At 71.9% G+C, this 23,492-nt stretch carries 24 protein-coding genes; 4 read left to right on the top strand and 20 right to left on the bottom strand.

Translation table 11 applies throughout. The annotated features are described in order from the left end of the window. Positions 1 to 290: 290 nt before the first annotated feature. From AB0O21_RS33785 to soxR, 3 genes are read left to right on the top strand one after another with little or no spacing between them, the layout of a single operon-like run. Complete coding sequence (locus AB0O21_RS33785) at positions 291 to 1,019, top strand: TetR/AcrR family transcriptional regulator (protein WP_365177559.1); 729 nt, start codon at positions 291 to 293, stop codon at positions 1,017 to 1,019. Positions 1,020 to 1,078: 59 nt separating this feature from the next. Beyond that, positions 1,079 to 1,960 carry a hypothetical protein gene (locus tag AB0O21_RS33790; RefSeq protein ID WP_365177562.1) on the top strand — a complete coding sequence of 294 codons (882 nt, stop codon included), beginning with the start codon at positions 1,079 to 1,081 and terminating at the stop codon, positions 1,958 to 1,960. 40 nt (positions 1,961 to 2,000) lie between these two features. Next, positions 2,001 to 2,456 (top strand): redox-sensitive transcriptional activator SoxR, encoded by a 456-nt coding sequence (soxR, locus tag AB0O21_RS33795; RefSeq protein WP_365177565.1) that lies wholly within the window; start codon positions 2,001 to 2,003, stop codon positions 2,454 to 2,456. A gap of 3 nt (positions 2,457 to 2,459) precedes the next feature. Here soxR and AB0O21_RS33800 read toward each other — a convergent pair whose 3' ends face one another. From AB0O21_RS33800 to AB0O21_RS33815, 4 genes are all read right to left on the bottom strand, one after another. Further along, positions 2,460 to 3,053: an NAD(P)H-dependent oxidoreductase gene (locus AB0O21_RS33800; RefSeq protein ID WP_365177567.1), complete on the bottom strand. Its 594-nt coding sequence runs from the start codon at positions 3,051 to 3,053 to the stop codon at positions 2,460 to 2,462. Between the two features lie 95 nt (positions 3,054 to 3,148). Further along, a complete protein-coding gene (locus AB0O21_RS33805; protein ID WP_365177569.1) occupies positions 3,149 to 4,414 on the bottom strand; it encodes an MFS transporter in 1,266 nt (421 codons plus the stop codon). A gap of 39 nt (positions 4,415 to 4,453) precedes the next feature. Then, positions 4,454 to 4,579, bottom strand: coding sequence for a hypothetical protein (locus tag AB0O21_RS33810; RefSeq protein WP_365177572.1), 126 nt, complete (start codon positions 4,577 to 4,579; stop codon positions 4,454 to 4,456). A 13-nt stretch (positions 4,580 to 4,592) separates the two neighbouring features. Continuing rightward, complete coding sequence (locus tag AB0O21_RS33815) at positions 4,593 to 5,558, bottom strand: alpha/beta fold hydrolase (protein ID WP_365177575.1); 966 nt, start codon at positions 5,556 to 5,558, stop codon at positions 4,593 to 4,595. A gap of 136 nt (positions 5,559 to 5,694) precedes the next feature. Between AB0O21_RS33815 and AB0O21_RS33820 the strand changes: the two genes are divergently transcribed. Continuing rightward, a complete protein-coding gene (locus tag AB0O21_RS33820) occupies positions 5,695 to 6,573 on the top strand; it encodes a hypothetical protein (protein ID WP_365177643.1) in 879 nt (292 codons plus the stop codon). A 78-nt stretch (positions 6,574 to 6,651) separates the two neighbouring features. Here AB0O21_RS33820 and AB0O21_RS33825 read toward each other — a convergent pair whose 3' ends face one another. From AB0O21_RS33825 to AB0O21_RS33900, 16 genes are all read right to left on the bottom strand, one after another. Next, complete coding sequence (locus AB0O21_RS33825; protein WP_365177577.1) at positions 6,652 to 7,176, bottom strand: nuclear transport factor 2 family protein; 525 nt, start codon at positions 7,174 to 7,176, stop codon at positions 6,652 to 6,654. Between the two features lie 60 nt (positions 7,177 to 7,236). Continuing rightward, complete coding sequence (locus tag AB0O21_RS33830) at positions 7,237 to 7,485, bottom strand: acyl-CoA carboxylase subunit epsilon (protein ID WP_365177580.1); 249 nt, start codon at positions 7,483 to 7,485, stop codon at positions 7,237 to 7,239. 17 nt (positions 7,486 to 7,502) lie between these two features. Next, complete coding sequence (locus AB0O21_RS33835; RefSeq protein WP_365177583.1) at positions 7,503 to 9,068, bottom strand: acyl-CoA carboxylase subunit beta; 1,566 nt, start codon at positions 9,066 to 9,068, stop codon at positions 7,503 to 7,505. Between the two features lie 30 nt (positions 9,069 to 9,098). Beyond that, positions 9,099 to 10,061: an ACP S-malonyltransferase gene (gene fabD, locus AB0O21_RS33840; protein WP_365177585.1), complete on the bottom strand. Its 963-nt coding sequence runs from the start codon at positions 10,059 to 10,061 to the stop codon at positions 9,099 to 9,101. 50 nt (positions 10,062 to 10,111) lie between these two features. After that, on the bottom strand, positions 10,112 to 10,696 hold the full coding sequence (locus AB0O21_RS33845) for an NAD(P)H-dependent oxidoreductase (RefSeq protein ID WP_365177588.1): 585 nt from the start codon (positions 10,694 to 10,696) through the stop codon (positions 10,112 to 10,114). A 50-nt stretch (positions 10,697 to 10,746) separates the two neighbouring features. After that, positions 10,747 to 12,141, bottom strand: coding sequence for an MFS transporter (locus AB0O21_RS33850; RefSeq protein WP_365177590.1), 1,395 nt, complete (start codon positions 12,139 to 12,141; stop codon positions 10,747 to 10,749). An 87-nt stretch (positions 12,142 to 12,228) separates the two neighbouring features. Continuing rightward, positions 12,229 to 14,586 carry an SDR family oxidoreductase gene (locus AB0O21_RS33855; RefSeq protein WP_365177593.1) on the bottom strand — a complete coding sequence of 786 codons (2,358 nt, stop codon included), beginning with the start codon at positions 14,584 to 14,586 and terminating at the stop codon, positions 12,229 to 12,231. A gap of 2 nt (positions 14,587 to 14,588) precedes the next feature. Continuing rightward, positions 14,589 to 15,533 carry an aromatase/cyclase gene (locus AB0O21_RS33860; protein WP_365177596.1) on the bottom strand — a complete coding sequence of 315 codons (945 nt, stop codon included), beginning with the start codon at positions 15,531 to 15,533 and terminating at the stop codon, positions 14,589 to 14,591. A 44-nt stretch (positions 15,534 to 15,577) separates the two neighbouring features. Beyond that, positions 15,578 to 16,363: a 3-oxoacyl-ACP reductase FabG gene (gene fabG, locus AB0O21_RS33865; RefSeq protein ID WP_365177599.1), complete on the bottom strand. Its 786-nt coding sequence runs from the start codon at positions 16,361 to 16,363 to the stop codon at positions 15,578 to 15,580. An 84-nt stretch (positions 16,364 to 16,447) separates the two neighbouring features. Next, the gene (locus AB0O21_RS33870; RefSeq protein ID WP_365177602.1) at positions 16,448 to 16,717 is read right to left on the bottom strand and encodes an acyl carrier protein; all 270 of its coding nucleotides are present in this window, start codon (positions 16,715 to 16,717) and stop codon (positions 16,448 to 16,450) included. Between the two features lie 124 nt (positions 16,718 to 16,841). Next, positions 16,842 to 18,059, bottom strand: a complete 1,218-nt coding sequence (locus tag AB0O21_RS33875) for a ketosynthase chain-length factor (protein WP_365177605.1) — start codon at positions 18,057 to 18,059, stop codon at positions 16,842 to 16,844. Beyond that, positions 18,056 to 19,327, bottom strand: coding sequence for a beta-ketoacyl-[acyl-carrier-protein] synthase family protein (locus AB0O21_RS33880; protein WP_365177646.1), 1,272 nt, complete (start codon positions 19,325 to 19,327; stop codon positions 18,056 to 18,058). Before AB0O21_RS33880 ends, AB0O21_RS33875 begins: the two co-directional genes overlap by 4 nt. A 34-nt stretch (positions 19,328 to 19,361) precedes the next feature. Next, positions 19,362 to 19,691 carry a TcmI family type II polyketide cyclase gene (locus AB0O21_RS33885; protein WP_365177608.1) on the bottom strand — a complete coding sequence of 110 codons (330 nt, stop codon included), beginning with the start codon at positions 19,689 to 19,691 and terminating at the stop codon, positions 19,362 to 19,364. 19 nt (positions 19,692 to 19,710) lie between these two features. Further along, positions 19,711 to 20,370, bottom strand: coding sequence for a TetR/AcrR family transcriptional regulator (locus AB0O21_RS33890; protein ID WP_365177611.1), 660 nt, complete (start codon positions 20,368 to 20,370; stop codon positions 19,711 to 19,713). Between the two features lie 48 nt (positions 20,371 to 20,418). Continuing rightward, positions 20,419 to 21,894 carry an FAD-dependent monooxygenase gene (locus AB0O21_RS33895; RefSeq protein ID WP_365177614.1) on the bottom strand — a complete coding sequence of 492 codons (1,476 nt, stop codon included), beginning with the start codon at positions 21,892 to 21,894 and terminating at the stop codon, positions 20,419 to 20,421. A 275-nt stretch (positions 21,895 to 22,169) separates the two neighbouring features. Continuing rightward, a complete protein-coding gene (locus tag AB0O21_RS33900; RefSeq protein WP_365177616.1) occupies positions 22,170 to 23,267 on the bottom strand; it encodes a histidine kinase in 1,098 nt (365 codons plus the stop codon). Positions 23,268 to 23,492 lie beyond the last annotated feature (225 nt).

The following is a 23,492-nucleotide window of genomic DNA, read 5'->3' on the forward strand; positions in this document are numbered from 1 at the left end:
GAAATCGGCACGGGTGGGAGCGGAGAACACAAAGACTTCACGGGAATCTTTACGCGGCAACGTTCGCCGGCTCGTCACAAACACTCCGTTCCCCCCGTCCGCGACACTCGGAACGCTAGAGCACCACTCGGGGAGGATCAAGAATCCTGCGTTCCCGTACAGAGCACTTAACACCGTCTTGTCGAAATGCGCGCCGACCTTTACCGTGCGCGCCCGATCCACGGCCCGCGGTGCGGGGTAGCGTGTGCGCAAGTGCCTCTGGAACAGGGGAGAACCGACTGGGGAGAACCGTGGCCGACGACGAGTACGCGAGCATCTGGATGCGCCCCGAGGCCCCGGCCCAGCAGGGGCCCGGGCCCCGGCGGGGCCAGAGCCGGGCCGGCATCACTGCCGCTGCCGTCCGGATCGCCGACGCGGAGGGGCTGGAGCGCACGTCGATGCGCCGGATCGCCGCCGAGCTCGGCACCGGGGTCATGACGCTCTACCACTACATCCCGACCCGCGACGACCTCGTCGAGCTGATGGTCGACCACGTCGCCGGCGAGGTGGAGCTGCCGGAGCAGCCCTCGTCCGACTGGCGGCAGGACCTGACGCTGACGGCCCACCAGCGGCGGGCGCTCTGGCTGCGGCACCCCTGGCTGGCGACCCGTACGCCCGGACACCCCGTCTGGGGGCCCAACACACTGCGCCAGCAGGAGTTCGTCCTCGGCACGCTCGGGCGCTTCGGCCTCTCGGTCGACGAACTCCTCAGCGTGGTGGGCCTGTTCAGCGGATACGTCGAGGGCTTCATCCGCAACGAGGTCGGCTGGGCGGAGGAGGCGCTGCGCACCAAGGTCGACATGCAGGAGTGGATCCGCCGGGCCGAGCCGTACGCCCGGCACCTGGTGGCGAGCGGGGACTACCCGATGTTCGCCCGTGTCCTGGAGGAGACGGACACCCAGCGCCTGGACCCGGACGCCCGTTTCCGGTTCGGGCTGGACCGCGTGCTGGACAGCATCGCCGCCACCGTGGAGCGTTAGCGAAAGCTTAGAACGGCGCGCATTGTCCCGATGTGAGCACCTGCCTACCGTTCCGTGTCATGGACATCCATGACACGGAACGGACGGCGGCGCGACTCTGCGGCGGGGCCGCGTGCGCGACCGGTGAGCCGCACCCGGCCGCCCGCGGCAGCCGGCTCTGCCCGGGGTGCGCGCGGCGCCTCGTCACGGACCTGGAGCGGCTGCCGGGTCTCTACCACTCCTGTGAGTCGGCGCTCGCCGGCGCCCGCCGCGCCGGTGCGCCGCCGGAGGGCCGGATCACCGGCGGACCGCTTCCGGGGATGCCGTTCAACACCCGGGCCGCCGAGGTGCGGGCGTCGGTCCTGTCGGTGCTCGGGTCCTGGAGCGGGCTGGTGGCCCAGGAGCGGCGCGTCTCTGCTCCGTCCCGGACGGTGACGGCGCTCGCGCACTTCCTCGTTCTCCACGCCTCCTGGCTGGCGGGGCACGAGACGGCGGCCGAGGCGAGCCGTGAGGTGGGCCGGCTGGTCCGCGCCGCCCGCCGGATCGTGGAACCGGACCCGAGCCGCCGGATGGAGGTCGGCGCGTGCACCGAACCCGACTGCCAGGGCAGCCTGATCGCCCATGTCCGCACCGGGGGCGCCGCCTTGCCCGAGATCGTATGCAGCGAGACTTCCGCGCACCGCTGGCCCTCCGAGGAGTGGACGCGCCTGGGACGCCGCCTCGGCGAGGCCGCCCCGGGCGGCGCGGCGGGCGGCGCGGCGGGCGGCGGCCGCCGGGCCGCCGAGTGGGTCAGCGCCACCGAGGTCGCCCGGCTGCGCGGCGTACCCTCGGGTACGGTGTACCGGCTCGCCAGCGAGCAACGGTGGCGCCGGGACAAGCGCGCGGGCCGCACGTACTACTGGGCCCAGGACGTCGAGGAGACGTTCCGCGCGGCCCGCAGGACAGCGCGGGTGACCTCCTGACGGGGGCTCCGCATCCGATCCCCTACCCCCTGGGTCCTCCATGACGACACCGTCGCCGCAGCACACGCGGCTCACCGTCGGCGAACTCGCCGCGCGCAGCGGCGTGCCCGCCTCCACGCTCCGCTTCTACGAGCGCCGCGGTCTCATCACCAGCGAGCGCACCTCCGGCAACCAGCGCCGCTACGCCCGGGACGCCCTGCGCCGGGTCACCTTCATCCGCATGTCGCAGCAGCTGGGCATCCCGCTGGCGGAGGTCAAGTCCGTACTGGGCCTGCTCGGTGAGGGACGGACCCCCACGGCGGAGGACTGGGCGCGGATCTCGCACTGCTGGCACGACACCCTCACCGACCGGATCCGCCGGCTGGAGGACCTGCGCGACCGGCTCGCGGGGTGCATCGGCTGCGGCTGCATGTCGCTCAGCAGCTGCGCCCTGGCCAACCCCGGCGACGCCCTGGGCCAGGAGGGCCCGGGGGCGCGCCGGCTCGCCCAGCCGTAGCGATCACATCGTGTAGGGGCTCTTGGCCCGGGCCTCCTGAAGGGCCTCGGCCCACCACAGCAGGCGGTCGATCATCAGCTTGGCCGCGCTGTTGCAGCCCTCCGGGTCGGTGGGGTTGCCCTCGCCGTCGAACTGCGACCACACGTTGTGGAAGCTGACCGTGTCCCGGACGGTGACCGAGTGCACCTCGGAGAAGACCGGGCGCAGGTGCTCGACGGCGCGCTGGCCGCCGGACATGCCGCCGTAGGAGACGAAGCCGACGGGCTTGGCGTGCCACTCGCGGTTGTGCCAGTCGATGACGTTCTTCACCGAGGCCGGGTAGCTGTGGTTGTACTCGGGGGTGACGACCACGAAGGCGTGCGCCGCGCCCAGCCGTTCGCGCATCGTCTCGGCGGCGGCGGCCGTCTCTCCGGCCGGCTGGGCGCCGAACCCCGGAAGGACCATGGGCAGTCCGGCGTCCTTGAGGTCGATCACGTCCAGCTCGATGTCGCTGTGCTCGCGCACCCGGTCGGCGAACCAGTTCGCGACGACGGGCCCGAAACGTCCTTCCCGCACGCTTCCGATGATGACGGCGATGCGCAGAGGCTTGGCGGACATGGCTGCTCCCCAGGGGTCGGTGGCGCCGACCGGTTGATCGACTCGGGCCGATGCTAAAAGTTGAACCGCGGTTCAACTCAAGCCCGCTCGACCGGCTACGTGCGCTCGGCGCCGCGCGGCTGACGGCCGCCGGCGGGGGTGGCGGCGGGGTCCGTGGTGCGGCGCCGACCCGCGCCCCAGACCGCGGCGGCGGCGAGGACCGAGGCCGCACCGCCGAGGATCAGCCCGGCCCGCGCGCCCAGGTGTCCCGAGACTCCGCCGATGATCAGCGCTCCCAGCGGGGTGGTGCCCTGGAAGACCAGGGTGTAGAGGGCGAGCACCCTGCCCCGGTAGTCGGGATCGGTGCCGAGCTGGATCCGGTGGTTGGCGGCCTGCGCGAAGTAGATCGACCCGATGCCCGTGAAGAACAGCAGCAGTGCGGTCGTGGTGTACGTCGGCGCGAGGCCCGACAGGATCTCCAGCGTCCCGAACCCGGCCGCGGCCGCCGTGACGAGGCCGAGAGCGGGCCGGGCGCGGCGCATCGTCGTGGCGAACGCCGCGACCAGCGAGCCGGCCGCGAGCGCCGCCGTCAGCAGCCCGAAGGCGGCGGCATCGGCGTGGAAGACCGTCTTGGCGAGCAGCGGGAGGGTGAGCTGGAAGTTGAATCCCAGCATCCCGACCACACCGGCGAGCACCATCGGCAGGATCAGGCCCGGCCGCGCCACCAGGTAGCGGATTCCGTCCCGCACCCGGGCCCGCTCGGGGCGGCGGTCGGACCGGTGCAGCTCTCCCGGACGCACCATCCATAGCGCCACGACGGTCGCCAGGTAGCTCGCCGCGTTGAGCAGCATCACCCAGCCCGTGCCGAACCGGCTGATGAGCAGGCCGGCCAGGGCCGGTCCCACCACCCGCGCCGAGCTGAAGTACGCGGCGCTCAGCGCGGAGGCGTTCGGCAGCAGCCGGGCACCGACCAGCTCGCTGACGAACGACATCCTGGCGGGCACCTCGACGGCGTTGACGACGCCGAGGCCGAGTGCGAACAGGCACACGTGCCACAGCCGCACTCCCCCGGCCAGCACCAGCACCGCGAGCAGCACGGCGAGTGCACCCGAGACGAGGTTGGCGCCCATCAGCAGCCTGCGCTTGTCGTACCGGTCGGCGAGGCCGCCGGCGTAGAGGGTGAACAGCAGGAGCGGTGCGAACTGAAGTGCCGTCACCATGCCCAGGGCCGAGGCCGAGTCCCCGGTGAGGGAGAGCACCAGCCAGTCCTGGGCGACGACCATCATCCAGGTGCCGGCGACGGACACGAGCTGGCCCGCGGCGAACAGCCGGAAATTGCGGATCGTCAGGGACTGGAATGCGCCCGCGAGGGTGCTCTTCATCGGTCTTCCTCAATGTGCATGGGCTAGGTCCGAGCCGGTTCAGTCGACGCCACGGAAGATGTGCTGGTCGGGGGTCTCCTCTTCTTCGCCGGCGAGCAGCGCGGGCCGTCGGGTGTCGGGCTCTTGCAGGGCCCGGTCCTGGTGTTCGAGAACGTCGGAATTCACTTCTCCCTGCCTTTCAGGTGTGGGTGCGCGACCGGTGCGCCACCGCGCGGTCGGCCGCTCCTTCGGCGGCCCTGCGCGGGCGGGGGGTCCGCGCGGTCCTGGTGGGAGGGGCGGCGTCCTTGGCGAGGAGGCACTCCTCGAGGAAGCCGAGCGCCCGGAGGTGGTACGTACGGGCCGCCCAGCCGAGGCTGATGTTGTGCCCCGCGTCCGGCTGGAGGTCGACGGTCACCCGGGGTGCGGCCAGCGGGCGTTTCAGGGCGGCGACGGCCTGCTCGTCGAACCGCCACCACCGCTCGTGTTCGGCGAAGGTGAAGCGGACCGGCACCCGGACGAAGGCCGCGATGCCGGGGTAGAGGTCCGGCCACAGCGGTCCCTCGCGCGCCTCGCGCAGCGGTACCGGTCTGACCAGGGCGCCGCTGAGCCGGAAGGCGTCCGGCGGATACAGCCGCAGGGCGCCCCAGTGCCGGCGCCAGTCCCCGTGCCCGTCCGGGCCGGGCAGCTGGTTCACGTCCACGGCGAAGCGGGTGCCGAGTCCGGAGACGTCGAGGCCGAGCAGGTCGGGTCCGCCTTCCTGGGCGGTGGCCAGCGCCAGCTTGCCTCCGTTGGAGTGGGCGACCAGGAAGAAGCCGGCGCCGGTGTCGTGGCGGGCGGCGAAGTCGGCGAGTGCGGCACTCAGGGTGGCCGCCTGGTCGTCGAGGTTCTGCCCTTCGGGCAGGGCGGAGGCGGACCGGCCGTAACCGGGCCGGTCCACCGCCAGCACGGTGTATCCGAGCTCGGCGCCCAGCCTCAGCAGCGAGAGCCCGGGGCGGGCCCGGCTGTCGAAGTAGCCCGCGCTCATTCCGCCGCCGTGGATGGCGACCACCACGGCGCGCGGCGGCGTGTGCCGCGGTTCGGCGAGCAGGGCGGAAAGGGGGACGCCCGCGGCGTCGAGGACGATGTCACGTACCTCTGGTGCACCGGAGTCCGGCGAGTCGGCCATGTGATCAGAGCTCCCTTCGCTGAGTCAGGATCATCAAATGCAATAAATAATCATTTGATTTGCGCAAATATATGGATTTCACGGGAAAAGTCCCTCCCGTCCGGCCGTCGCCGCCGCTAGCGTCGATGGCATGACCATGACCATGACTCACCTGCCCGAGCGCGTCGGCCGACGCTGCCAGGAAGCCCTCAACTCACTGCACTCGACGGTCTACTTCTCTCCCGACCTGCCGGACCACCTGGCCGGCCACGGCATCGACGACCCGATGGCCGCCTACCTCGCGGGCCGTTCCGCCGCCCTGGGCCCGGCGGGCCCCGGCGTGGTCACGGCCGCGTTCTACGGCTTCCGGCACGAGCTGGTCGCCCGTCACATCCCGTGGGTCTGGACCCGGGTGTCCCACACGACCGTGGTCGAACTGAGGCTGCGCTCGGCCGATGCCACCCTGCGCCGCCATCTGGGCGAAGCCGCCCTCTCCGCACCGGAGACGGCCGAGGCCGCCGAGCTGGCGCTGCGGGCCGCCCGGGCGGGCGACCGCGCCGGCCGTCCGCTGTACTCCGCCCACGCCGACCAGCCGGTGCCCGAGGAGCCGCACCTGGCGCTGTGGTACGCCGCCACGCTGCTGCGCGAGCACCGCGGCGACAGCCACATCGCGGCGCTGCAGAACGCCGAGCTCACCGGCCTCGACGCGCTGGTCTCCCACTCGGCGAGCCGTGACGGCATGCCGAAGGAGATCGTCATGGCCAAGCGCGGCTGGACGGAGGAGGACTGGGCCGGTGCCGAGGACCGGCTGCGCGCCCGCGGCCTGATGGACGGCCACGGCCGGCTGACCTCGTCGGGCGTACAGCTGCGCGAGGACCTCGAAGCCGAGACGGACCGGCTGGACCGGGCCCCGTACGAGGCGCTGGGCGCCGAGGGCGCGGCCCGCCTGACCGGGATCGTGGGCCGCCTCGCCGGCCTCGCCGCGGCCAACGGGGCCTTCCCCGCGGAGCTGCTGGCGATCTTCGCCAAGCGCTGAGGACGCAAAGGACGCAGAGGACGCACCGGAGCCCGGGCGGGAGCAACGGCTCCCGCCCGGGCTCCGGCACGCGGCGGCTCACATGATCGGCTTGCCGTTCGGGCCCGGACCCGTGGCCCAGATGAGGTGGAACTCCCACTCCCGCAAGCGCCAGCCCTGCTCCGTACGCACGGCCTCGCCGGTGTAGTACCCGCCGATGTCGAAGAGCGGCCCGGAGTCACCGTTGTGGTGCACATGGGTCGCGGTCAGGTGGAACCGCACCGCCGCCCGGTCGCCGTCCAGGTGGATGACGTGGTTCGAGCTGTGGTGCAGGGTCCGGGCGAACTTCTGCTTGGCCTCGTAATGGAACTTCGCCACGCCCGCCACGCCCTCGTGGTCTCCGATGGGGAAGCGGAGCCGCACGTCGCGGGTGAAGACGGTGAGGGGCCAGGACTCGTCGAGATCGTTCTCGTCCTGGGTGTCGAGCAGGACCACATAGCGGTCGATCAGGGCGCTGATCGCTGCCCTGTCGCTGAGCTCGCCGACCTGATTGCGCAGCGCTGCCAGCTCGACGGCAAGTCGGCTCCCGGGCTGGGACCCGAGTTCTTCGGTGGTCACGTTCACGTGCCACTGCCTCCGTTCACGCGGTGTTCGTTCGTTCTCGTACTGTGAGGTTCGAGGGCCTCAGACCCACTGGGCGCGGGGGGCCCGCCAGCTGCGCGGGGTGCGGTGGCCCTGGGCGCTCTCGGGCCGGCGCCAGCCGGCCCGGGCATCGGTCGCGTCCTCGTCGGCCGTCTCCTGTCCCGGGCGGGACAGCAGCACGGCAATGACCGCGGCCAGTTCCTCCTGCGTGGGCTCGCCCTTCTCGACGCGGACGACACCGCCCGCGTCGAGGAGGGAGCCGGTGCCGGCGGCGGATGGGGAAGTGCTCATGGTCCTCGTCCTCTCCGTCACTGCGGGGGGTTGCCGTGCTTGCGCGACGGCAGATCGGCGTGCTTGGCGCGCAGCATGTCCAGCGAGCGGATCAGGATCGTGCGGGTCTCGCGCGGGTCGATGACGTCGTCGATCAGTCCGCGCTCGGCCGCGTAGTACGGGTGCATGAGCTCGTCCTTGTACTCCTTGATCCGCATCTCGCGGACCGCGTCGGGGTCGTCCGACGCGTTGATCTCCCGGCGGAAGATGACGTTCGCCGCGCCCTCGGCGCCCATCACCGCGATCTCGTTGGTGGGCCAGGCGAGCGCCAGGTCGGCGCCGATGGAGCGCGAGTCCATGACGATGTACGCGCCGCCGTACGCCTTGCGCAGCACCAGCGAGATGCGGGGCACCGTCGCGTTGCAGTACGCGTACAGCAGCTTCGCGCCGCGCCGGATGATGCCGTTGTGCTCCTGGTCCACGCCGGGCAGGAAGCCGGGGACGTCGACGAGGGTGACGAGCGGGATGTTGAAGGCGTCGCAGAACTGCACGAAGCGCGCGCCCTTCTCGGACGCCTCGATGTCCAGCACCCCGGCCATGGCGGCGGGCTGGTTGGCGACGATGCCGACCACGTGGCCGTCGAGGCGGGTCAGGGCGCAGACGATGTTGGGCGCCCAGGCCGGCTGGACCTCGAAGTACTCGCCGTCGTCGACGACTTCCTCGATGACCTTGCGGATGTCGTACGCCTGTCCCGAGCCGGCCGGGACCAGGTCGAGAAGGGCGTCGTTGAGCCGGTCGGCGGGGTCGCCGGTGCGCACCACGGGCGCCAGCTCGCGGTTGTTGGCGGGCAGCATCGACAGCAGGTAGCGCACGTCCTCGATGCACTGCTCCTCGTCGTCGTACGCGAAGTGGGCGACACCCGAGGTGCCCGCGTGGACGTCGGCGCCGCCGAGGCCGTTCTGGGTGATCTCCTCGCCGGTGACCGCCTTGACGACGTCGGGGCCGGTGATGAACATCTGCGAGGTCTCGCGGACCATGAAGACGAAGTCGGTCAGAGCCGGGGAGTACGCGGCTCCGCCGGCGCACGGGCCGAGCATCACGGAGATCTGCGGGATGACGCCCGAGGCCTTGGTGTTGCGCTGGAAGATGCCGCCGTAGCCGGCGAGGGCGGTGACGCCCTCCTGGATACGGGCGCCGGCGCCGTCGTTCAGCGAGACGAGCGGCGCACCGGCGGCCTCGGCCAGGTCCATGATCTTGTGGATCTTCTGGGCGTGCGCCTCGCCGAGTGCGCCGCCGAAGATGCGGAAGTCGTGGGCGTAGACGAAGACGGTGCGGCCGTCCACGGTGCCCCAGCCGGTGATGACGCCGTCGCTGTAGGGCTTCTTGTGCTCCAGGCCGAAGCCGGAGGCCCGGTGCCGGCGCAGGGGTTCGACCTCGTTGAAGGACCCCTTGTCCAGCAGGAGCGCCACGCGCTCGTGGGCGGTCAGCTTGCCCTTGGCGTGCTGGCGCTCGGTGGCGGCGGGATCCGGACCGAGCTGCGCGGACTCCTTGATCGCGGTCAGCTCGTCGATCCGGGACTGGATCGTCTGGTTCGCAGCAGGCATGGTGTTCTCGCACTCTCCCTGGATCGGTGGTCAGGCGGCGGTGACGGTGGTGGCGGCGAAGCCGTCTGCGGCCCGGGCCAGTTGGTGGGCGGTGTGCGTCGCGTGGACGCGGGCGCCGGGCACGATCCGGCGGATCAGGCCGCCGAGCACCATGCCCGGGCCGACCTCGACGTACCGGCCGGTGCCGCGGGCGGCCAGCTCGCCGATGGCCTCGTTCCACCGCACCGGGCTGGTGAGCTGGGCACGCAGCGCGACGACCGCCTCGGCGCCCGTGGTCACCGGTGCGCCGGTGACACTGGAGACGAAGGGGATGCGCGGGTCGCGGAACTCGGTCTCGATCAGGGCCTCGGTGAACTCCGCCTCGATGCCGCGCAGCAGACTGGAGTGGAAGGCACCGCCGGTCCCCACTTCCGCCACCCGTACGGCTCCGGCCGCTTCGGCAGCCCGCATCAGATGGGCCACGGCCTGCGCCTCGCCCGACACCACTGTCTGCCCGGGGCCGTTGTCGCAGGTGAGCTCGACGACCCGGCCGGTCGCGGCGGCGGACTCGGCACACAGCCGCGCCAGTTCGGGGCGTTCCAGGCCGAGCACCGCCGCCATGGCTCCGGGCACCCGGTCGTTGGCCGACGCGACGAGCTCGCCGCGCAGCCGGACCAGGGCCAGCGCATCCGTCCAGTCGAGCACGCCCGCCGCGACCAGCGCGGTGTACTCGCCCAGGCTGTGGCCCGCGACCAGGTCGGGCTCCACGCCCCGGGCGCGCAGCACCTCCAGGGTGACCAGGCTGGTGAGGAGCACGGCCGGCTGGGCGACCGCGGGGTCGTCGAGGTCCCGGGAGGGGCCCTGCCAGCACAGCCGTGACAGGGGAATGCCGAGCAGGTCGTCGGCCGTGCGGTAGTAGGTGTCGGCCAGGTCCGGCCGCAGGGCGAGCAGATGCCGTCCCATGCCCACGCGCCGGGAGCCGTGGCCGGGGAAGACGAAGGCTGTGCGGGTCATCCTGTCACTTCCTTTCGGTCGGTCATCGGGCGTGGGCCCGTGCCTCTTGGTCAGGCCTGGTACGGGTTCTTGGCGCGGGCCTCGCGCAGCGCGTTGCCCCACCAGGCCAGCTGGTCGAGGAGGACCTTGGCGGCACCCGCCGGGCCCGTCTCGTCCTTCGGCCTGCCGTCCTCGTTGAACTGCTCCCACGCCATGTGGAAGCTGACCGCGTCGCGCACGGTGACCGCGTGCAGCTCGGCGAAGACGGGTCGCAGCTGCTCCACGGCGCGCAGACCGCCCGAGAGGCCGCCGTAGGAGACGAAGCCGACCGGCTTGGCGCGCCACTGGGAGTAGTTCCAGTCGATCAGCTGCTTGATGGAGGCCGGGAAGCTGTGGTTGTACTCCGGCGTCACGACGATGTAGGCGTCGGCCGCCTCGAGGCGCGGCGAGACCTGGCCGAGGATCTCGGCGGCCTCCGGCGAGGGGCTGTACGAGAGCGCGGCCGGCAGGTCGTGGTCCTTCAGGTCAATCACGTCGACGGTCAGGTCCTCGCGTCCCTTGGCCCGCTCGGCGATCCACTTGCCGACCACGGGGCCGAAGCGGCCGTCGCGGACGCTGCTGATGATCACCGCGAGGCGGAGGGGTTCGTTGCTCATGGGAGTTCCTTTCGGGATGTGCTGAGGAGCGGTGTGGGGGGTGTGGGGGGTCAGTGGGCCCTGCGCAGGCCGGGCAGGGCGACGAGGAGGCCGGCCAGGGCGACGGCCGTGACGAGCAGCAGCGCCGGGCGGTGGCCGAACTCCGTGTACAGCGCGGCGGTCAGGGCGGTCGCCAGTGCTGCGCCCAGCTGGACGGCGGTCTGGTAGAGCCCGCTCGCCTCCGCCTGGCGCCCCGCGGGCACCGCTGTGGTGGCCTGGAGGTGGAAGGCGGCGAAGGCGAGGACGAACGCGGCGCCGAACAGCAGCATGGTGGGCAGCACGTCCGTGGCGTACCGGAGGTCCGCGGGTGCGTCCCCGGGGTACAGCAGAGCGCCGAGCAGTGCGGCGCCGGCGCCGGCGGCGATCAGCCGGCCGGTGCCGAAGCGGGCGGCCATCCGGCCGGAGAACAGGGCGCTGAGCACGAGCGGCGCGCTCGCCGGGAGGAAGGCGAGTCCGGTCTGCAGGGGGCCGAGGCCGGCCCGCTGTTGCAGGTGCAGGGTGCTCAGCAGGAGCAGGCCCAGGTACGAGCCGTTGAGCGCGGCGGCGCCGAGCGCGGAGCGCACCAGGGCCGGGTGGCGCAGGAGTTCCAGGCGGAGCAGCGGTTCCCGGGCCGTCCGCTCCACCCGTACGTGGGCGAGGGCGGACAGCGCGGCCAGGGCGAACGCGCCGATGGTGCGCGGGTGGTCCCAGCCGTCCAGGGGGCCGGAGGTGAGCGCGTAGACCAGGAGCAGCGTCGTGGCGGTGAGGCTGACGGCGCCCGCCAGGTCGTACCGGCGGGGCTTGGCGCGGCCCGGGTCGTCGGCGGGGACCAGGCGCAGCCCGGCGAGGAACAGCAGCAGCGCGACCGGGGCCGGGAAGGCGAAGGTCCAGCGCCAGCCGGCTTCGGTGAGGAGCCCGGACACCAGCAGGCCGGTGGCGAATCCGCAGGCTCCGAAGAGGGAGTAGACGGACACCGCGCGGCTGCGGGCGGGGCCTTCCGGGAAGGCCGACAGGATGATCGCGAGCCCGGTCGGGGCGGTGAGCGCGGCGCAGAACCCCTTGACGAACCGGGTGGCGACGAGCAGTTCCGGACCCTGCGCGAGAGCGCTGACGAGGGATGCGGCGGCGAAGACGACAAGGGCGGCCAGATAGACGGGCCGGCGGCCGAGGATGGCGACCACGCGGCCGCCGAACAGCAGCAGCGGGCCGAAGCCGGCGGCGAATCCGCTGACCACCCACTGGAGCTGGGCGGCGGGCAGCCCCAGGTCGCCGCCGATGGAGGGCAGGGCCACGAGGCTGACCGACACCTCGAGGGCGTCGATGAGCATGTTGCCCGCGAGCACGAACAGCAGGCCCCACAGGGCCGGCGTCCACCGGTCGCCGGCCGGGGCCGGAGCGGTGCTGCGGGCGTTCGTCGAAAGCGTCATGGTCCCGTTCCGCCGGAAGGGTTGGGTGGGGGGGCCGGCCACGGCGGGGGTTCCGTGGCCGGCCGGTCGATGTCCCGCCTCGGCGGGTCAGCCGAGGAGGGTGCCGCCGGTGGCGTCGACGAAGGAACCGGTGATCCACCGGGCCTCGTCGGTGGCGAGGAAGGCCACCACGTCGGCGACGTCCTCGGGCTCGCCGACCCGGCCGAAGGCGGACAGCTGCGCCATCTGCTCGACCGCCTCGGGGATGTCGAAGACCGGGTTGCCGTTGCGGGTGATACCCGGCGCGACGCTGTTGACGGTGATGTTGCGCGGGCCGAGGTACTTGGCGAAGTGCAGGGCGAGCTGCTCGACCGCGCCCTTGGTCATCGCGTAGGCGATCTCGTCCGGGTTCGCGACGCGGGTGAGGCCGGAGGAGATGTTGATGACTCGGCCGCCGTCCGGCATGTTCTTCAGCGCGCGCTGGATGAGGAAGAACGGCGCCTTGGCGTTGACCGCGAAAAGCCGGTCGAAGGTCTCCGGCGTGGTGTCCTCCGGCTTGACGCCGCCCATCACACCGGCGTTGTTGACCAGGATGTTCAGGTCGGTGGAGCCGGTGCGCTCGCGCAGTCCGTCCTCCAGGCCGAGGAAGAGCTCGTGGACGTCGCCGGGGACGCCCAGTTCGGCGCGGATGGCGAAGGCGCGGCCGCCGTCCTTCTCGATCGTCGCGACGACGTCGGCCGCGGCGTCCTCGTTGCTCGTGTAGTGGACCGCGACCAGTGCGCCTTCGGCCGCCAGCCGGATGGCGGACGCGCGGCCCATGCCGCGGCTCGAACCCGTGACGAGCGCGGTCTTGCCCGTGAGCCTGCCCATGTCTGTTCTGCCCTTCTTCGCCGTTACTGTGGCCGCGGCCTGTGCCGGGGCGTTGTCCGTCACCGCGGACCGTGCCGTCGGTGCGTCGTGCTCCGCCGCCGTACGCGGCCGCGCGGGTGCGCCGAACCAGCGGCCGAGGGCCGTGGTGACGCCGTGGGGTGTCTCGTGGTCCCCGTCGGCCCAGACGATGTGGCCGTCGGGGCGGACGAGGAGGGCTCCGGTGCCGGGCGCCGTTTCGCCGCCGGACACGGAGTGGACGGTCACCGCGCGGACCCGGTCGGCCCACGGCCCGGCGGCGGCGCGCAGCTCCTCGTGGCGGGCGTCGTCGCCCGGGAGGAGGAGCAGCAGGCCCCGGCCGGACCGCAGCAGCCGGCCGGCGGTGATCTGTCCTTCGGCGGTGCCGAGCCGCCAGTGCGGCAGGCGCCGGCCGAGCAGCGGGTGCCGGCCTTCGCCCACGTCGTGGCGGATGTCCAGACCGGAGATCATCCCGGCGAGGTGGCGCCGTACGTTCTCGCCGGCGGTGAGCTCCGCGAAGACCTCGCGGACGGCGTCGACCTCGCGGCCGCCGAGCAGCACCAGCGCCTGGGCGCCGATGTTCCCGAGGGTCCGTTCGGCGACGGCGTGCCGTTCGGTGGTGTAGCTGTCGAGCAGGCCGTCCGGGGCGTGTCCGCGGACCTGTGCGGCCAGCTTCCAGCCGAGGTTGACGGCGTCCTGGAGCCCGAGGTTGAGGGCCTGGCCGCCGATGGGCATCTGCTGGTGCGCCGCATCGCCGGCGAGCAGGAGCCGGCCGTCGCGGAAGGTGGCGGCCTGCCGCCTGGCGTCGCCGAAGGAGTTCACCCACACCGGGGTTCCCCCGCTGATGTCCTCCCCGGTGACGCGCTTCCAGGTGTCGGCGACGTCGGCGAACCCGGGCTTCCCGTCGCGGGGCGCGGAGCCGAACTCGTGCACCATCACCCGGGTCACTCCGTCGGGACGCCGGGCGGCGATGGCGAGTCCGCCCTCCAGCCGCTCGAAGCGGCGGTCGGGTATCCGGATGCCCGCCACATCGGCGCGCAGCAGTTCGCGGGTGGCGCCGCCGCCGGGGAAGTCGAAGCCGCCGAGGCGGCGTACGGCGCTGTTCTCGCCGTCGCAGCCCACGACGTACGCGGCCCGGAACACCTCGGTGGTTCCGTCGGCGGTGCGTACTTCGGCCTCGGCGTGGGTCCCGGTGACGGTCAGCCCGGTCAGCTCGTGGCCGCGCCGGACGTCCGCTCCCAGGTCCGCCGCCCATGCGCCGAGCAGTTCCTCGATGCGGGTCTGCGGGACCTTCCACTGGCCCGGGTAGGGGCCGGGAAGGGTGAGGTCGAGCCGGATGCCTCCGAAGTGGCCCATGACGTCGTTCGGCACGTCACCGAGCGGTTCCAGCAGGCCGCGGCTGTCGAGGAGCTCCATCGTGCGGGCGTGCAGGGTGGACGCCCGCGACTCCGTGGTCGGCGCGGTGAGCTTCTCGAGGACCACCACGTCCGCCCCGGCCAGGCGCAGCTCGCCGGCGAGCATCAGCCCGACGGGACCCGCGCCGACCACGATCACCTGGGTCTGCGTGTAGTTCCCGGCCATGGTCAGGCCTTGGCTTCCGCGTACTCCTTGGCGTGGCCCAGAGTGGCGCGGCTGTTGGTGCTCAGGGCCGTGCGGACGTACTCCCGGGCGTCGTCGACGGTGGCGTCGGCGCCGAGGATCCTGGTGATGTTCCCGGTGTTGAGGGTCACCGTGTGCTGGGAGGAGGCGGCGACGCCGTCGGCGGTCTCCTCGAACGTCCAGTAGCCGGTGTGCAGGGTCATCAGGGCCGGCAGGGTGACCTGCTTGTAGGCGATCTTGTCGTGCGGGAAGGTCACCCGGTACGACTTGGTCGTGTGGACCGAGCCGTCCTTGGCGCGGGTGTCCATCTCCAGTTCCTGCAGGCCCGGGGTGTCCTCCGCGAACCGCACGGTGGCGACGTGCGGGAGCCGCTCGGGCCACAGCCGGGCCTCGTTGATGAAGTCGTAGACGTCCTTGGCGGAGCCGTTGATGTGGACCGTGTCCTCGAACGAGAAGGTGAGGTCCTCGGCGGCGTGGGCCAGTTCGACGTTCTTCTTCAGCGCGGCCAGTTCGGAGCGGGAGTTGCGGTCGACGGCCTCGTCGATCCACTCCAGGCCCTTCGGGTCGTCGTCGACGGCACGGTAGTCGTGCAGCAGCCGGATCCGCGACTCGGTGGCGGAGACGGCCTCGATGACCCAGGCGCCGCCCATCGCGGCGACGGGGTGGGTGGAGACCTCCTGGCGGAAGTCGATCCGCAGGTTCTCCGGGTCGAGGGTGCGGCGCGAGGTCCAGTTCTTGGCTTCACCGTTGGCGGTGGCCCAGATGCGGATCCGCTCGGTGCCCTCGCCCTTCTCGACGTGGTCGACGTAGATGGTCGGGGGGAAGATCCTGGGCCAGTTCTCCACCTCGGCGATCAGCCGGTAGACGGCGGGGGCCGGTGCCGAGACCGTGATCTCGTGCTCCACCTCACGCAGGCCGGGCTGCGACATGCTCATTCTCCTTGGGGTCGGGGTCGTTCGGGCGGGTCGGCGGATCAGAAGTTGCCGAGGCCGCCGCAGACGTTCAGCGCCTGCGAGGTGATGGAGGCGGCGGTGTCCGAGGCCAGGTAGCCGACGAGGCCGGCGACCTCCTCCGGGGTGGAGTAGCGGCCCAGCGGGATCTTCGACTGGAACTTCTCGAGGATCGCGTCCTCGGTGGTGCCGTACGCGCTGGCGTAGCCCTGGCGGACGCGCTGCGCCATCGGGGTCTCGACGTAGCCGGGGCAGACCGCGTTGACGGTGATGCCGGTCGGGGCCAGCTCGTTGCCGAGGGCCTTGGTGAAGCCGACGACGCCGTGCTTGGAGGCCGAGTACGGGGCGCCGAGGACGACGCCCTGCTTGCCCGCGGTGGAGGCGATGTTGATGATGCGGCCGCGGTCCTTGTGGCGCAGGCCGCCGGTGGTGAGCACCTCGCGGGTCAGCCGGAACACGCTGTTGAGGTTGGTGTCGATGACGTCGTGCCACAGCTCGTCGTCGATGTCGGCGGTGATCCCGCCGCCGCTGCGGCCGGCGTTGTTGACCAGCACGTCGACGGTGCCGAACCGGTCGACGGCGGCCTGTACGAAGGCACGCGCGTCGTCGGTGGAGCGGACGTCGAGCGTGGTGCCGTCGACCTCCAGGCCCTCGGCCTGGAGCTCCTTGACGGTCTCGGCGACGTTCTCGACGTCGCGGGCGCCGATGAACACCTTGTGGTTCTGGGTGGCCAGGAGGCGGGCGACGGCGAGCCCGATCCCGCTGGTGGCGCCGGTGACGAGGGCGACCCGCTTGTCCTGCTGCGACATGTGTTTCTTCTCCAAAGGGGGCACGGGGGCACGGGGGCACGGTGACGGAGCGGCCGCCGGGCGGGCCCGGCGGCCACGGTGGGGCTACGGCGCGACGAGGTCCTTGAAGTACTCGTTGACGGCCGCGACGAGGCTCCGCGGGGTGCGGTTGTCGACGAAGATGTCGTCGTCCAGGGAGATGCCGTACTCGCGCTCGATGCGGCCGCCGGTCTCCAGCAGGGCCAGGGACTCGTAGCCCAGCTCCTCGAAGTCGGTGTCGAGGATGTCGCCGTCGAGGTCGACGCCCTCGTCGGCACCGGCACCCTCGCGCAGGATGCGCTTGAGGTTCTCGACGGTGAATTTCTGCTCGGACATGTGGTGTCCCTTCCTGAGATCTGCCGCATCCGTGTGCGGATGGGGAAAAGAGCGTGGAGCGCCCGGCTCCGGCCAGGGGGACGGCCGGCACCGGGCGCTGTCCTGGGGCGGTCGGTCCCCCGCGTCAGTCCGTCGCGCGGACGACCAGCGCCGAGTTGAAACCGCCGTAGCCGCGGGCCAGCACGAGGGCGGTGCGCACCGAGGCGGTGCGCGGCTGCCCGGTGACCAGGTCGATGTCGTAGGCGGCCGACTGCTCCACGTTGGTGGTGGGCGGGATCAGGCCCTCGCGGATGGCGAGCAGGGCCGAGACGACGTCCACCGGGGCGGCGCCCGAGTACAGGCGGCCGATCATCGTCTTGGGCGCTGTGACGGGCACGCCGGACGGGCCGAAGACGGCGGTGATGGCGTCGGCCTCCTGGCGGTCCAGCCACGGGGTGCCGGCCGCGTCGGCGAAGACCACGTCGACATCACCCGCCTCGACGCCGGCGTCGGCGAGCGCGACCTCGATGGCGCGGCGCAGGCCGGGCTCACGGCCGCTGCCGGGCTTCGGGTCGAAGGTGGCCCCGTAACCGGCGATCTCGCCGTAGATGTTCTCGGCGCCGCGGGCGCGGGCCGTCTCCTCTTCCTCGAGGATCAGCAGCGCACCGCCCTCGCCGGGCACGTAGCCCTGGGCGTTGTCGTCGAACGGCAGGTAGGCGCGCTCCGGGTCCTCGCTGGTGGACAGCCGCCCGCCGGCGATCTGCGCGACCCAGCCCCAGGGGCAGATCGAGGCGTCGAAACCGCCCGAGAAGATCAGCTTGCTGCCCTTGCGGATCTGCCGGCGGGCCTGGGCGATGGCGTCGAGCCCGCCCGCGTGGTCGCTGACGACCACACCGCTGGGGCCGCGCATGCCGTTGCGGATGGAGATCTGGCCGCTGTTGACCGCGTAGAACCAGGCGAAGGACTGGTAGGCGCTGACGTGGTTGCTGCCCTGGCTCCAGAGCTTCTTGAGCTCGTTCTGGCCGAACTCGAAGCCGCCCGAGGTGGAGGCCGTCACGACGCCCATGTCGTACTCGGGGATGTCCCCGGGCTTGACGCCCGCGTCCTCGAAGGCGCAGTCCGCGGCGACCAGGGCGAGCTGGGTCATCCGGTCCGTCTGCGGGATCAGCCGGCCCGGCAGGTGGTCCTGGACCTCGAAGCCGTGGATCTCGCCGGCCAGCCGGGACGGGTACTGCGTCGCGTCGAACCGGGTGATGCGGTCGATGGCGTTCTTGCCGACCCGGGTGGCGGCCCAGAAGTCCTCCACACCGAGCCCGTTGGCGGTGGCGACGCCGATTCCGGTGACAACTGCCTTGCCGCTCATGCCGTGCTCCTCTCGGGACGGGCCAGCACCATCGCGCTCTGGAACCCGCCGAATCCGCTGCCGACCGTCAGCACCGCGTCGGTCCGGTGCTCGCGCGCGACGAGCGGGACGTAGTCGAGGTCGCACTCGGGGTCGGGCGTGTGCAGGTTCGCGGTGGGCGGCACCACGTTGTTCTCCATCGCCAGCACGGAGGCGGCGATCTCGATCGAGCCGATCGCGCCCAGCGAGTGACCCACCATCGACTTGATGGAGCTCACCGGGGTGCGGTACGCGTGCCGGCCGAGGCTGAGCTTGAACGCCGCCGTCTCGTGGCGGTCGTTCTGCTTGGTCCCCGAGCCGTGCGCGTTGATGTAGTCGACGGCCTCGGGGTTCATCCGCGCCTCGGCCATCGCGACGTTGATCGCCTCGGCCATCTCGCGGCCGTCGGGGCGCAGGCCCGTCATGTGGAAGGCGTTGCAGCGCGAGGCGTAGCCGGCGATCTCCGCGTAGATGTGCGCTCCGCGCTTCTTCGCGCTCTCGTACTCCTCCAGGACGAACACCGCGGAGCCCTCGCCGAGCACGAAGCCGTTGCGGGTGCCGTCGAAGGGCCGCGAGGCGTGCTCGGGGTCGTCGTTGCGCGGGGTCGTCGCCTTGATCGCGTCGAAGCACGCCATCGTGATCGGTGAGATCGGGGCGTCCGTGGCGCCGGCGATCATCACGTCGGCGGTGCCCTCGCGGATCAGCTCCACGGCGTGGCCGACGGAGTCGAGGCCGGAGGTGCAGCCGGTGGACACCACGGTGGCCGGGCCCTCGGCGCCGACCGCCCAGGCGACCTCCGCCGAGAACGAGCTCGGCACGAAGTAGTTGTAGAGGTGCTGCGGGGTGTAGGTGTGGTCGACCAGGTCGAGCCGGCCGTCGTTGCTGACGACCCGGTACTCGTCGTCGAGTCCGGTGGTCGCGCCCACGGCACTGCCGATGGTGACACCGGTGCGGTGCGGGTCGAACCCGGCGAGGTCGAGACCGCTGTCGGCCAGCGCCTCGCGTGCCGCCACCACGCCGAACTGGGCGGCGCGGTCCATGCGGCGGATCTCCTGCGGGGTCAGCCCGTGCAGTTCGGGGTCGAAGTCGGCCTCGGCCGCGACCCTGGAGCGGTACTGGGAGGGGTCGAAGAAGGTGATCCCCCGGGTCGCTGTGCGTCCTTCGCTCAGCAGACTCCAGAAGTTCTTGGCGCCGATTCCGCCCGGCGCCAGCACCCCGACTCCCGTGATCACTACGCGGCGGCCCACGATGTGTGGCCTCCCCTCATGTCGGCGTACGACGGCTTCACTGAGAAGCCGTCCAGTTGTAGAAACGGGTGGCCATCGCATCGGCCGGGGAACGCCAGGTCTTCGGGTCGTAGGCCTCGATGAACGGCTTCAGGTCCTGGCTGATCTGCATGAACCGCGGGTCGGTCTTGGCTTCCTCGATGAGTTCGCCGCCGTTGTCCGTGTCGAAGTCCTGCAGGTGGAAATACAGGCCGTTGTACGAAAAAAGCTGGCGGCGGCGAGTGCCCATGCGGTGCGGCATCTCGCTCTGGTCGAACTCGGCGAAGAGCTTGGCGACTTCCGCGCTCGAGTCGACGTCCATCCGGGCCACGATCAGGGTGCTGTGCATCTCTTCTCTCTTCCGTGGGTCAACGGGAGGCTGTGGGGCTGAACAGACGGATGAAGTCGGCCACCCCGTGGTTGATGAGCTCGTCCGTCTCGAAGTCGGAGAGCGGGACGGCTCCGTGGAAGGAGCGCTGTACGACGCCTCCCGCGACGAGCTGGATGAACCGGCCGGCGGCGTGGTCGGCCTCGGCGATGTCCAGCAGTCCCAGGTCCGCGAGGCGCTGCAGGCGGCGCGCCAGCTCCCGCTGGGCCTGCCGGGGGCCGGCGTTCTGCCACATCTCCCACAGTCCTGCGGGCAGCCGGCCGATCTCGGCACTGATGTGCCGGACGATGGCGAAGTGCTCGGGGAAGACGGTCAGCGGCGTCAGCCAGGCGCGGCCGAGGGCGCCGAGGTCCTGCTCCAGGTCGGTCACCTCGACGAGGTGGTTCTCGGCGACCACGGTCAGCGCGGCGGCGACCGAGGCGGCGCTCTCCAGCAGGACGGTCAGGAGCAGCTGCTCCTTGTCCCTGAAGTAGTGCGCGACCGTCTCCGGCGCGACGCCCGCCCGGGCGGCGACGTCCTCGACGGTGGTGTGCGTCCAGCCCTCGCGGGCGAAGACGCCACGGGCCGCGTCCACGACGTCCCGACGCTCCTCCGCCGGACCGGCGTGGGCACGTGCGATCGTTGCTTCCGGCGTGGCCATGGGTGTTCCTCCAATTGACATGCAGTCAGATTGTTCGGGCGCGGCGGCTCATGCCGACCGGGGACGGCCGAACCAGCGCTCCAGGGCCATGGGCAGGTCGTGGTGGCTGCCGGGCGCGGCCCAGGCGACGTAGCCGTCGGGGCGGATCAGCACGGCCGAGGTCCCCTGGAGCCCGCTGGCGGCGGAGACGCCGTCCGCCGTGGCGGTGACGATGTCCACGCGGTCGGCCCAGGCGGCGGCGCGGGCGCGCAGCCGCGGGTTGTCCTCCAGGTCGAGGAGCACGCCGCGGGCGGAGTGCAGCAGCGCGGTGCTGTCGGTCGTCCGGTCGCCGACGGTCAGGCCGGCCTGCGGCATCCGCTTGCCGAGCAGCGGGTGGGTGCCGCTGCCGATGTCGTAGGTGATCTCCAGGCCGCTCACCATGGCGGCGAGGTGCTTGCTGACGTCGTCGTACTGGATGAGCTCGGACAGCACGTCGCGCAGCGGCTGGACCTCGGGGCCGCTGAGGAAGAGCAGGCCCTGGGCTCGGGTGTTCATCAGCAGCCGCTTGCCCACCGCGTGCCGCTCGCTGTGGTAGGTGTCGAGCAGGTCCTGCGGGGCGCGGCCCTTGACGGTGGCGGCGAGCTTCCAGCCGAGGTTCACCGCGTCCTGGATGCTGGTGTTCATGCCCTGGCCGCCGGCGGGCAGGTGGGTGTGCGCGGAGTCGCCGGCCAGGATGACGCGGCCGCGGCGGTATTCGGTGACCTGGCGGGTGGCGTCGCCGAAGGAGCTGACCCACACCGCCTCGGCGTGCGAGATGTCCTCGCCGGTCAGGCGCTTCCAGGCATCGGCGACCTCCTGGAAGGAGGGCGGGACCTCACGCCGCTGGGGCGGGGTGCCGCGCTCGCAGACGATGATGCGGGTGATGCCTCCGGGCAGCGGGCCGACCATGACCATGCCGCCGGGCAGGGTCTCGCCGATCATGCGCGGCTCGAGGTCGACGCCCTTGAGGTCGGCGAGGAACATCTCCATCGTCGCCGAGGTGCCGGGGAAGTCGAAGCCGGCGGCCTTGCGCACCTTGCTGCGCCCACCGTCGCAGCCCACCAGGTAGGCGGCGCGCAGCGTGTGGGTGCCGTCCGGGCCGCGGACCTCGACCTCGACGCCGTCGCCGTCGTCCTTCAGGGAGAGCAGCTCGTGGCCGCGGCGGATGTCCGCGCCGACGCCGGCCGCCCATTCCTCGAGGTGGGTCTCGGTGACGGACTGCGGCACGGTCTTCGCGGCCTGCCAGGCGCCCTCGAGCACACCGAAGTCGACGGGAAGGCCGCCGAAGTGTCCCTGGGTGCTGGTCTCGATCTCGCCGAAGCGGGACAGGATCCCGCGCTGGGCGAAGACCTCCATGGTCCGCGCGGTGAATCCCAGGCCCCGGGATTCACCGGTGCGCTTTTCGAGGCGCTCCAGGACGATCACATCAACTCCCGCGAGCCGCAGTTCGGCGGCGAGCATCAGCCCGGCCGGCCCTGCGCCCACGACAATTACTGCAGCGTCCATGTACCTCTCCTCGGCCATTTCAGGGATTCCTTCGGGGTCAGAGCATCAGCGCGTCGACGCAACGCGAATGCGGAAGCAGTTCGAAGACCGAGCGGCGATCAGTGCGCAATGGTTTCGAGGTTAGTAATGAGCTTCTTCGGAATCGAAAGGGACTTCAATACGCCCCGATTCAGATCTCCGTGATGTTCTGTCATGCATTCTCATGACTGACAGGGCCAGGTGTGGCGAACATCAGAGGAATGCAAAGACGGGCCGCCGGGAGGCCCGGGGCCGCGCTAGCGCAGCGGCAGGTGGATCTCCACCACGGTGCCGGCGGCCTCGCCGGGGGCGACGGCCGCGCGGCCGCCGAGGTCCTCGATCCGCTCGGTGAGGAACCACAGGTCGCCGGCCCCGCCCTCGGCCGGCCCGTTCCCGTCGTCGGTCACCTTCGCGTACAGCCAGCGCCTGGTGATGCGCACTTCGGCCGCCACCTGCCGCGCGCCCGAGCGCACCACGCGGTCGCGCAGCGCCTCGCGCAGCGCGAAGTAGACCTCCACCCGGTACCGCTCGGTCAGCCTCAGCTCGTCCCCGACGACCTGGACGGACGTCTTGACCGGGGGGCCGCCCCGGGCGCGGAGTCCGCCGAGGAAGGACTCCAGGGCCTCGCGCAGCGGCGGCAGGTCGCAGCGGCGCCGCATCCCGTCGATCAGCGCCCGGTTCTCCTGGGCGGCCTCGGCCAACGCCCGGCCCGCGGCGGCGAGATGGGTGTCACGGGCCCCGGGGTCGCGGGTCGCGGAGTCGAGGCTGAGCCGGGCGGTGGCCAGGGCGCCGCCGAGTTCGTCGTGCAGCTGCCGGGTCAGCCGGCGGCGTTCGTTCCAGCCGTCGTCGCCGGACCACACCGCGTCCGCGGTGTCCCGCAGGGACTCGCCGAGGCGCTGGACGACCGCGGCCGCACGCAGCAGCCCGGTCTCGTTGTGCACGATGCCGCTCTCCAGTACGTGCAGCAGCGCACACTCCATCAGCAGCGCTGCCGCGGCGACCACCTGGTGGGGCGAGGCCGTGGGAGGGGCGATCGGGGCGGGCTGCGCGCCGCCGTCCCCGGCCGGGCCGGTGGCGCGCGCCAGGACGGCGCGGCCGAACTCCCGCAGCGCGGCGCGCAGCGCGGGTACCTCGGCCTCCGCCGGCGCGAGTACGCCGGGCAGCCGGGCGGCGAACCGGTCCAGGACCGCCTCGGCCTGCCACGCTCCCAGGGCCTCACCGGCCGGCCGGATGAGGGTGGCGGTCCCGGCCGCGGGCCGCGGACGCAGCGTCATCCGGGCCGCTGCGCGGACCAGGCCTTCGTGCAGGGCTTCGCTGAATCCGCTTCCCACGGCGGGGGCGGTCGTGCTGCTCATCGGGCTCCTCAACGCTTCGGTGCCATGGCACAACATCAACAGCCAACGTAACAAACAGACCTGTCTGATTGTCAATGACTTCAAGCCGTGGAGCGCGAGGGATATTTTCGGACAAGCGCGGTCCAGATGGCGGACATTGAAGGACGCATTGCGGACGGCGGGGAGAATTTCCCAGCGGGGGTACCCAGGGAAACAGGCATGGTTGTATGATTTGGCCTCGGCCGC

This window comes from Streptomyces sp. NPDC091371 (assembly GCF_040684275.1).
GTDB lineage: Bacteria > Actinomycetota > Actinomycetes > Streptomycetales > Streptomycetaceae > Streptomyces.

What these genes read in the sequence shown, in the direction of transcription:
- AB0O21_RS33790 (WP_365177562.1), top strand. Translation starts at nt 1,079, where the DNA reads ATGGACATCCATGACACGGAACGGACGGCGGCGCGACTCTGCGGCGGG.
- soxR (WP_365177565.1), top strand. Translation starts at nt 2,001, where the DNA reads ATGACGACACCGTCGCCGCAGCACACGCGGCTCACCGTCGGCGAACTC.
- AB0O21_RS33800 (WP_365177567.1), bottom strand. Translation starts at nt 3,053, where the DNA reads ATGTCCGCCAAGCCTCTGCGCATCGCCGTCATCATCGGAAGCGTGCGG.
- AB0O21_RS33805 (WP_365177569.1), bottom strand. Translation starts at nt 4,414, where the DNA reads ATGAAGAGCACCCTCGCGGGCGCATTCCAGTCCCTGACGATCCGCAAT.
- AB0O21_RS33815 (WP_365177575.1), bottom strand. Translation starts at nt 5,558, where the DNA reads ATGGCCGACTCGCCGGACTCCGGTGCACCAGAGGTACGTGACATCGTC.
- AB0O21_RS33820 (WP_365177643.1), top strand. Translation starts at nt 5,695, where the DNA reads ATGACCATGACTCACCTGCCCGAGCGCGTCGGCCGACGCTGCCAGGAA.
- AB0O21_RS33830 (WP_365177580.1), bottom strand. Translation starts at nt 7,485, where the DNA reads ATGAGCACTTCCCCATCCGCCGCCGGCACCGGCTCCCTCCTCGACGCG.
- AB0O21_RS33835 (WP_365177583.1), bottom strand. Translation starts at nt 9,068, where the DNA reads ATGCCTGCTGCGAACCAGACGATCCAGTCCCGGATCGACGAGCTGACC.
- fabD (WP_365177585.1), bottom strand. Translation starts at nt 10,061, where the DNA reads ATGACCCGCACAGCCTTCGTCTTCCCCGGCCACGGCTCCCGGCGCGTG.
- AB0O21_RS33845 (WP_365177588.1), bottom strand. Translation starts at nt 10,696, where the DNA reads ATGAGCAACGAACCCCTCCGCCTCGCGGTGATCATCAGCAGCGTCCGC.
- AB0O21_RS33850 (WP_365177590.1), bottom strand. Translation starts at nt 12,141, where the DNA reads ATGACGCTTTCGACGAACGCCCGCAGCACCGCTCCGGCCCCGGCCGGC.
- AB0O21_RS33855 (WP_365177593.1), bottom strand. Translation starts at nt 14,586, where the DNA reads ATGGCCGGGAACTACACGCAGACCCAGGTGATCGTGGTCGGCGCGGGT.
- AB0O21_RS33860 (WP_365177596.1), bottom strand. Translation starts at nt 15,533, where the DNA reads ATGTCGCAGCCCGGCCTGCGTGAGGTGGAGCACGAGATCACGGTCTCG.
- fabG (WP_365177599.1), bottom strand. Translation starts at nt 16,363, where the DNA reads ATGTCGCAGCAGGACAAGCGGGTCGCCCTCGTCACCGGCGCCACCAGC.
- AB0O21_RS33870 (WP_365177602.1), bottom strand. Translation starts at nt 16,717, where the DNA reads ATGTCCGAGCAGAAATTCACCGTCGAGAACCTCAAGCGCATCCTGCGC.
- AB0O21_RS33875 (WP_365177605.1), bottom strand. Translation starts at nt 18,059, where the DNA reads ATGAGCGGCAAGGCAGTTGTCACCGGAATCGGCGTCGCCACCGCCAAC.
- AB0O21_RS33885 (WP_365177608.1), bottom strand. Translation starts at nt 19,691, where the DNA reads ATGCACAGCACCCTGATCGTGGCCCGGATGGACGTCGACTCGAGCGCG.
- AB0O21_RS33890 (WP_365177611.1), bottom strand. Translation starts at nt 20,370, where the DNA reads ATGGCCACGCCGGAAGCAACGATCGCACGTGCCCACGCCGGTCCGGCG.
- AB0O21_RS33895 (WP_365177614.1), bottom strand. Translation starts at nt 21,894, where the DNA reads ATGGACGCTGCAGTAATTGTCGTGGGCGCAGGGCCGGCCGGGCTGATG.
- AB0O21_RS33900 (WP_365177616.1), bottom strand. Translation starts at nt 23,267, where the DNA reads ATGAGCAGCACGACCGCCCCCGCCGTGGGAAGCGGATTCAGCGAAGCC.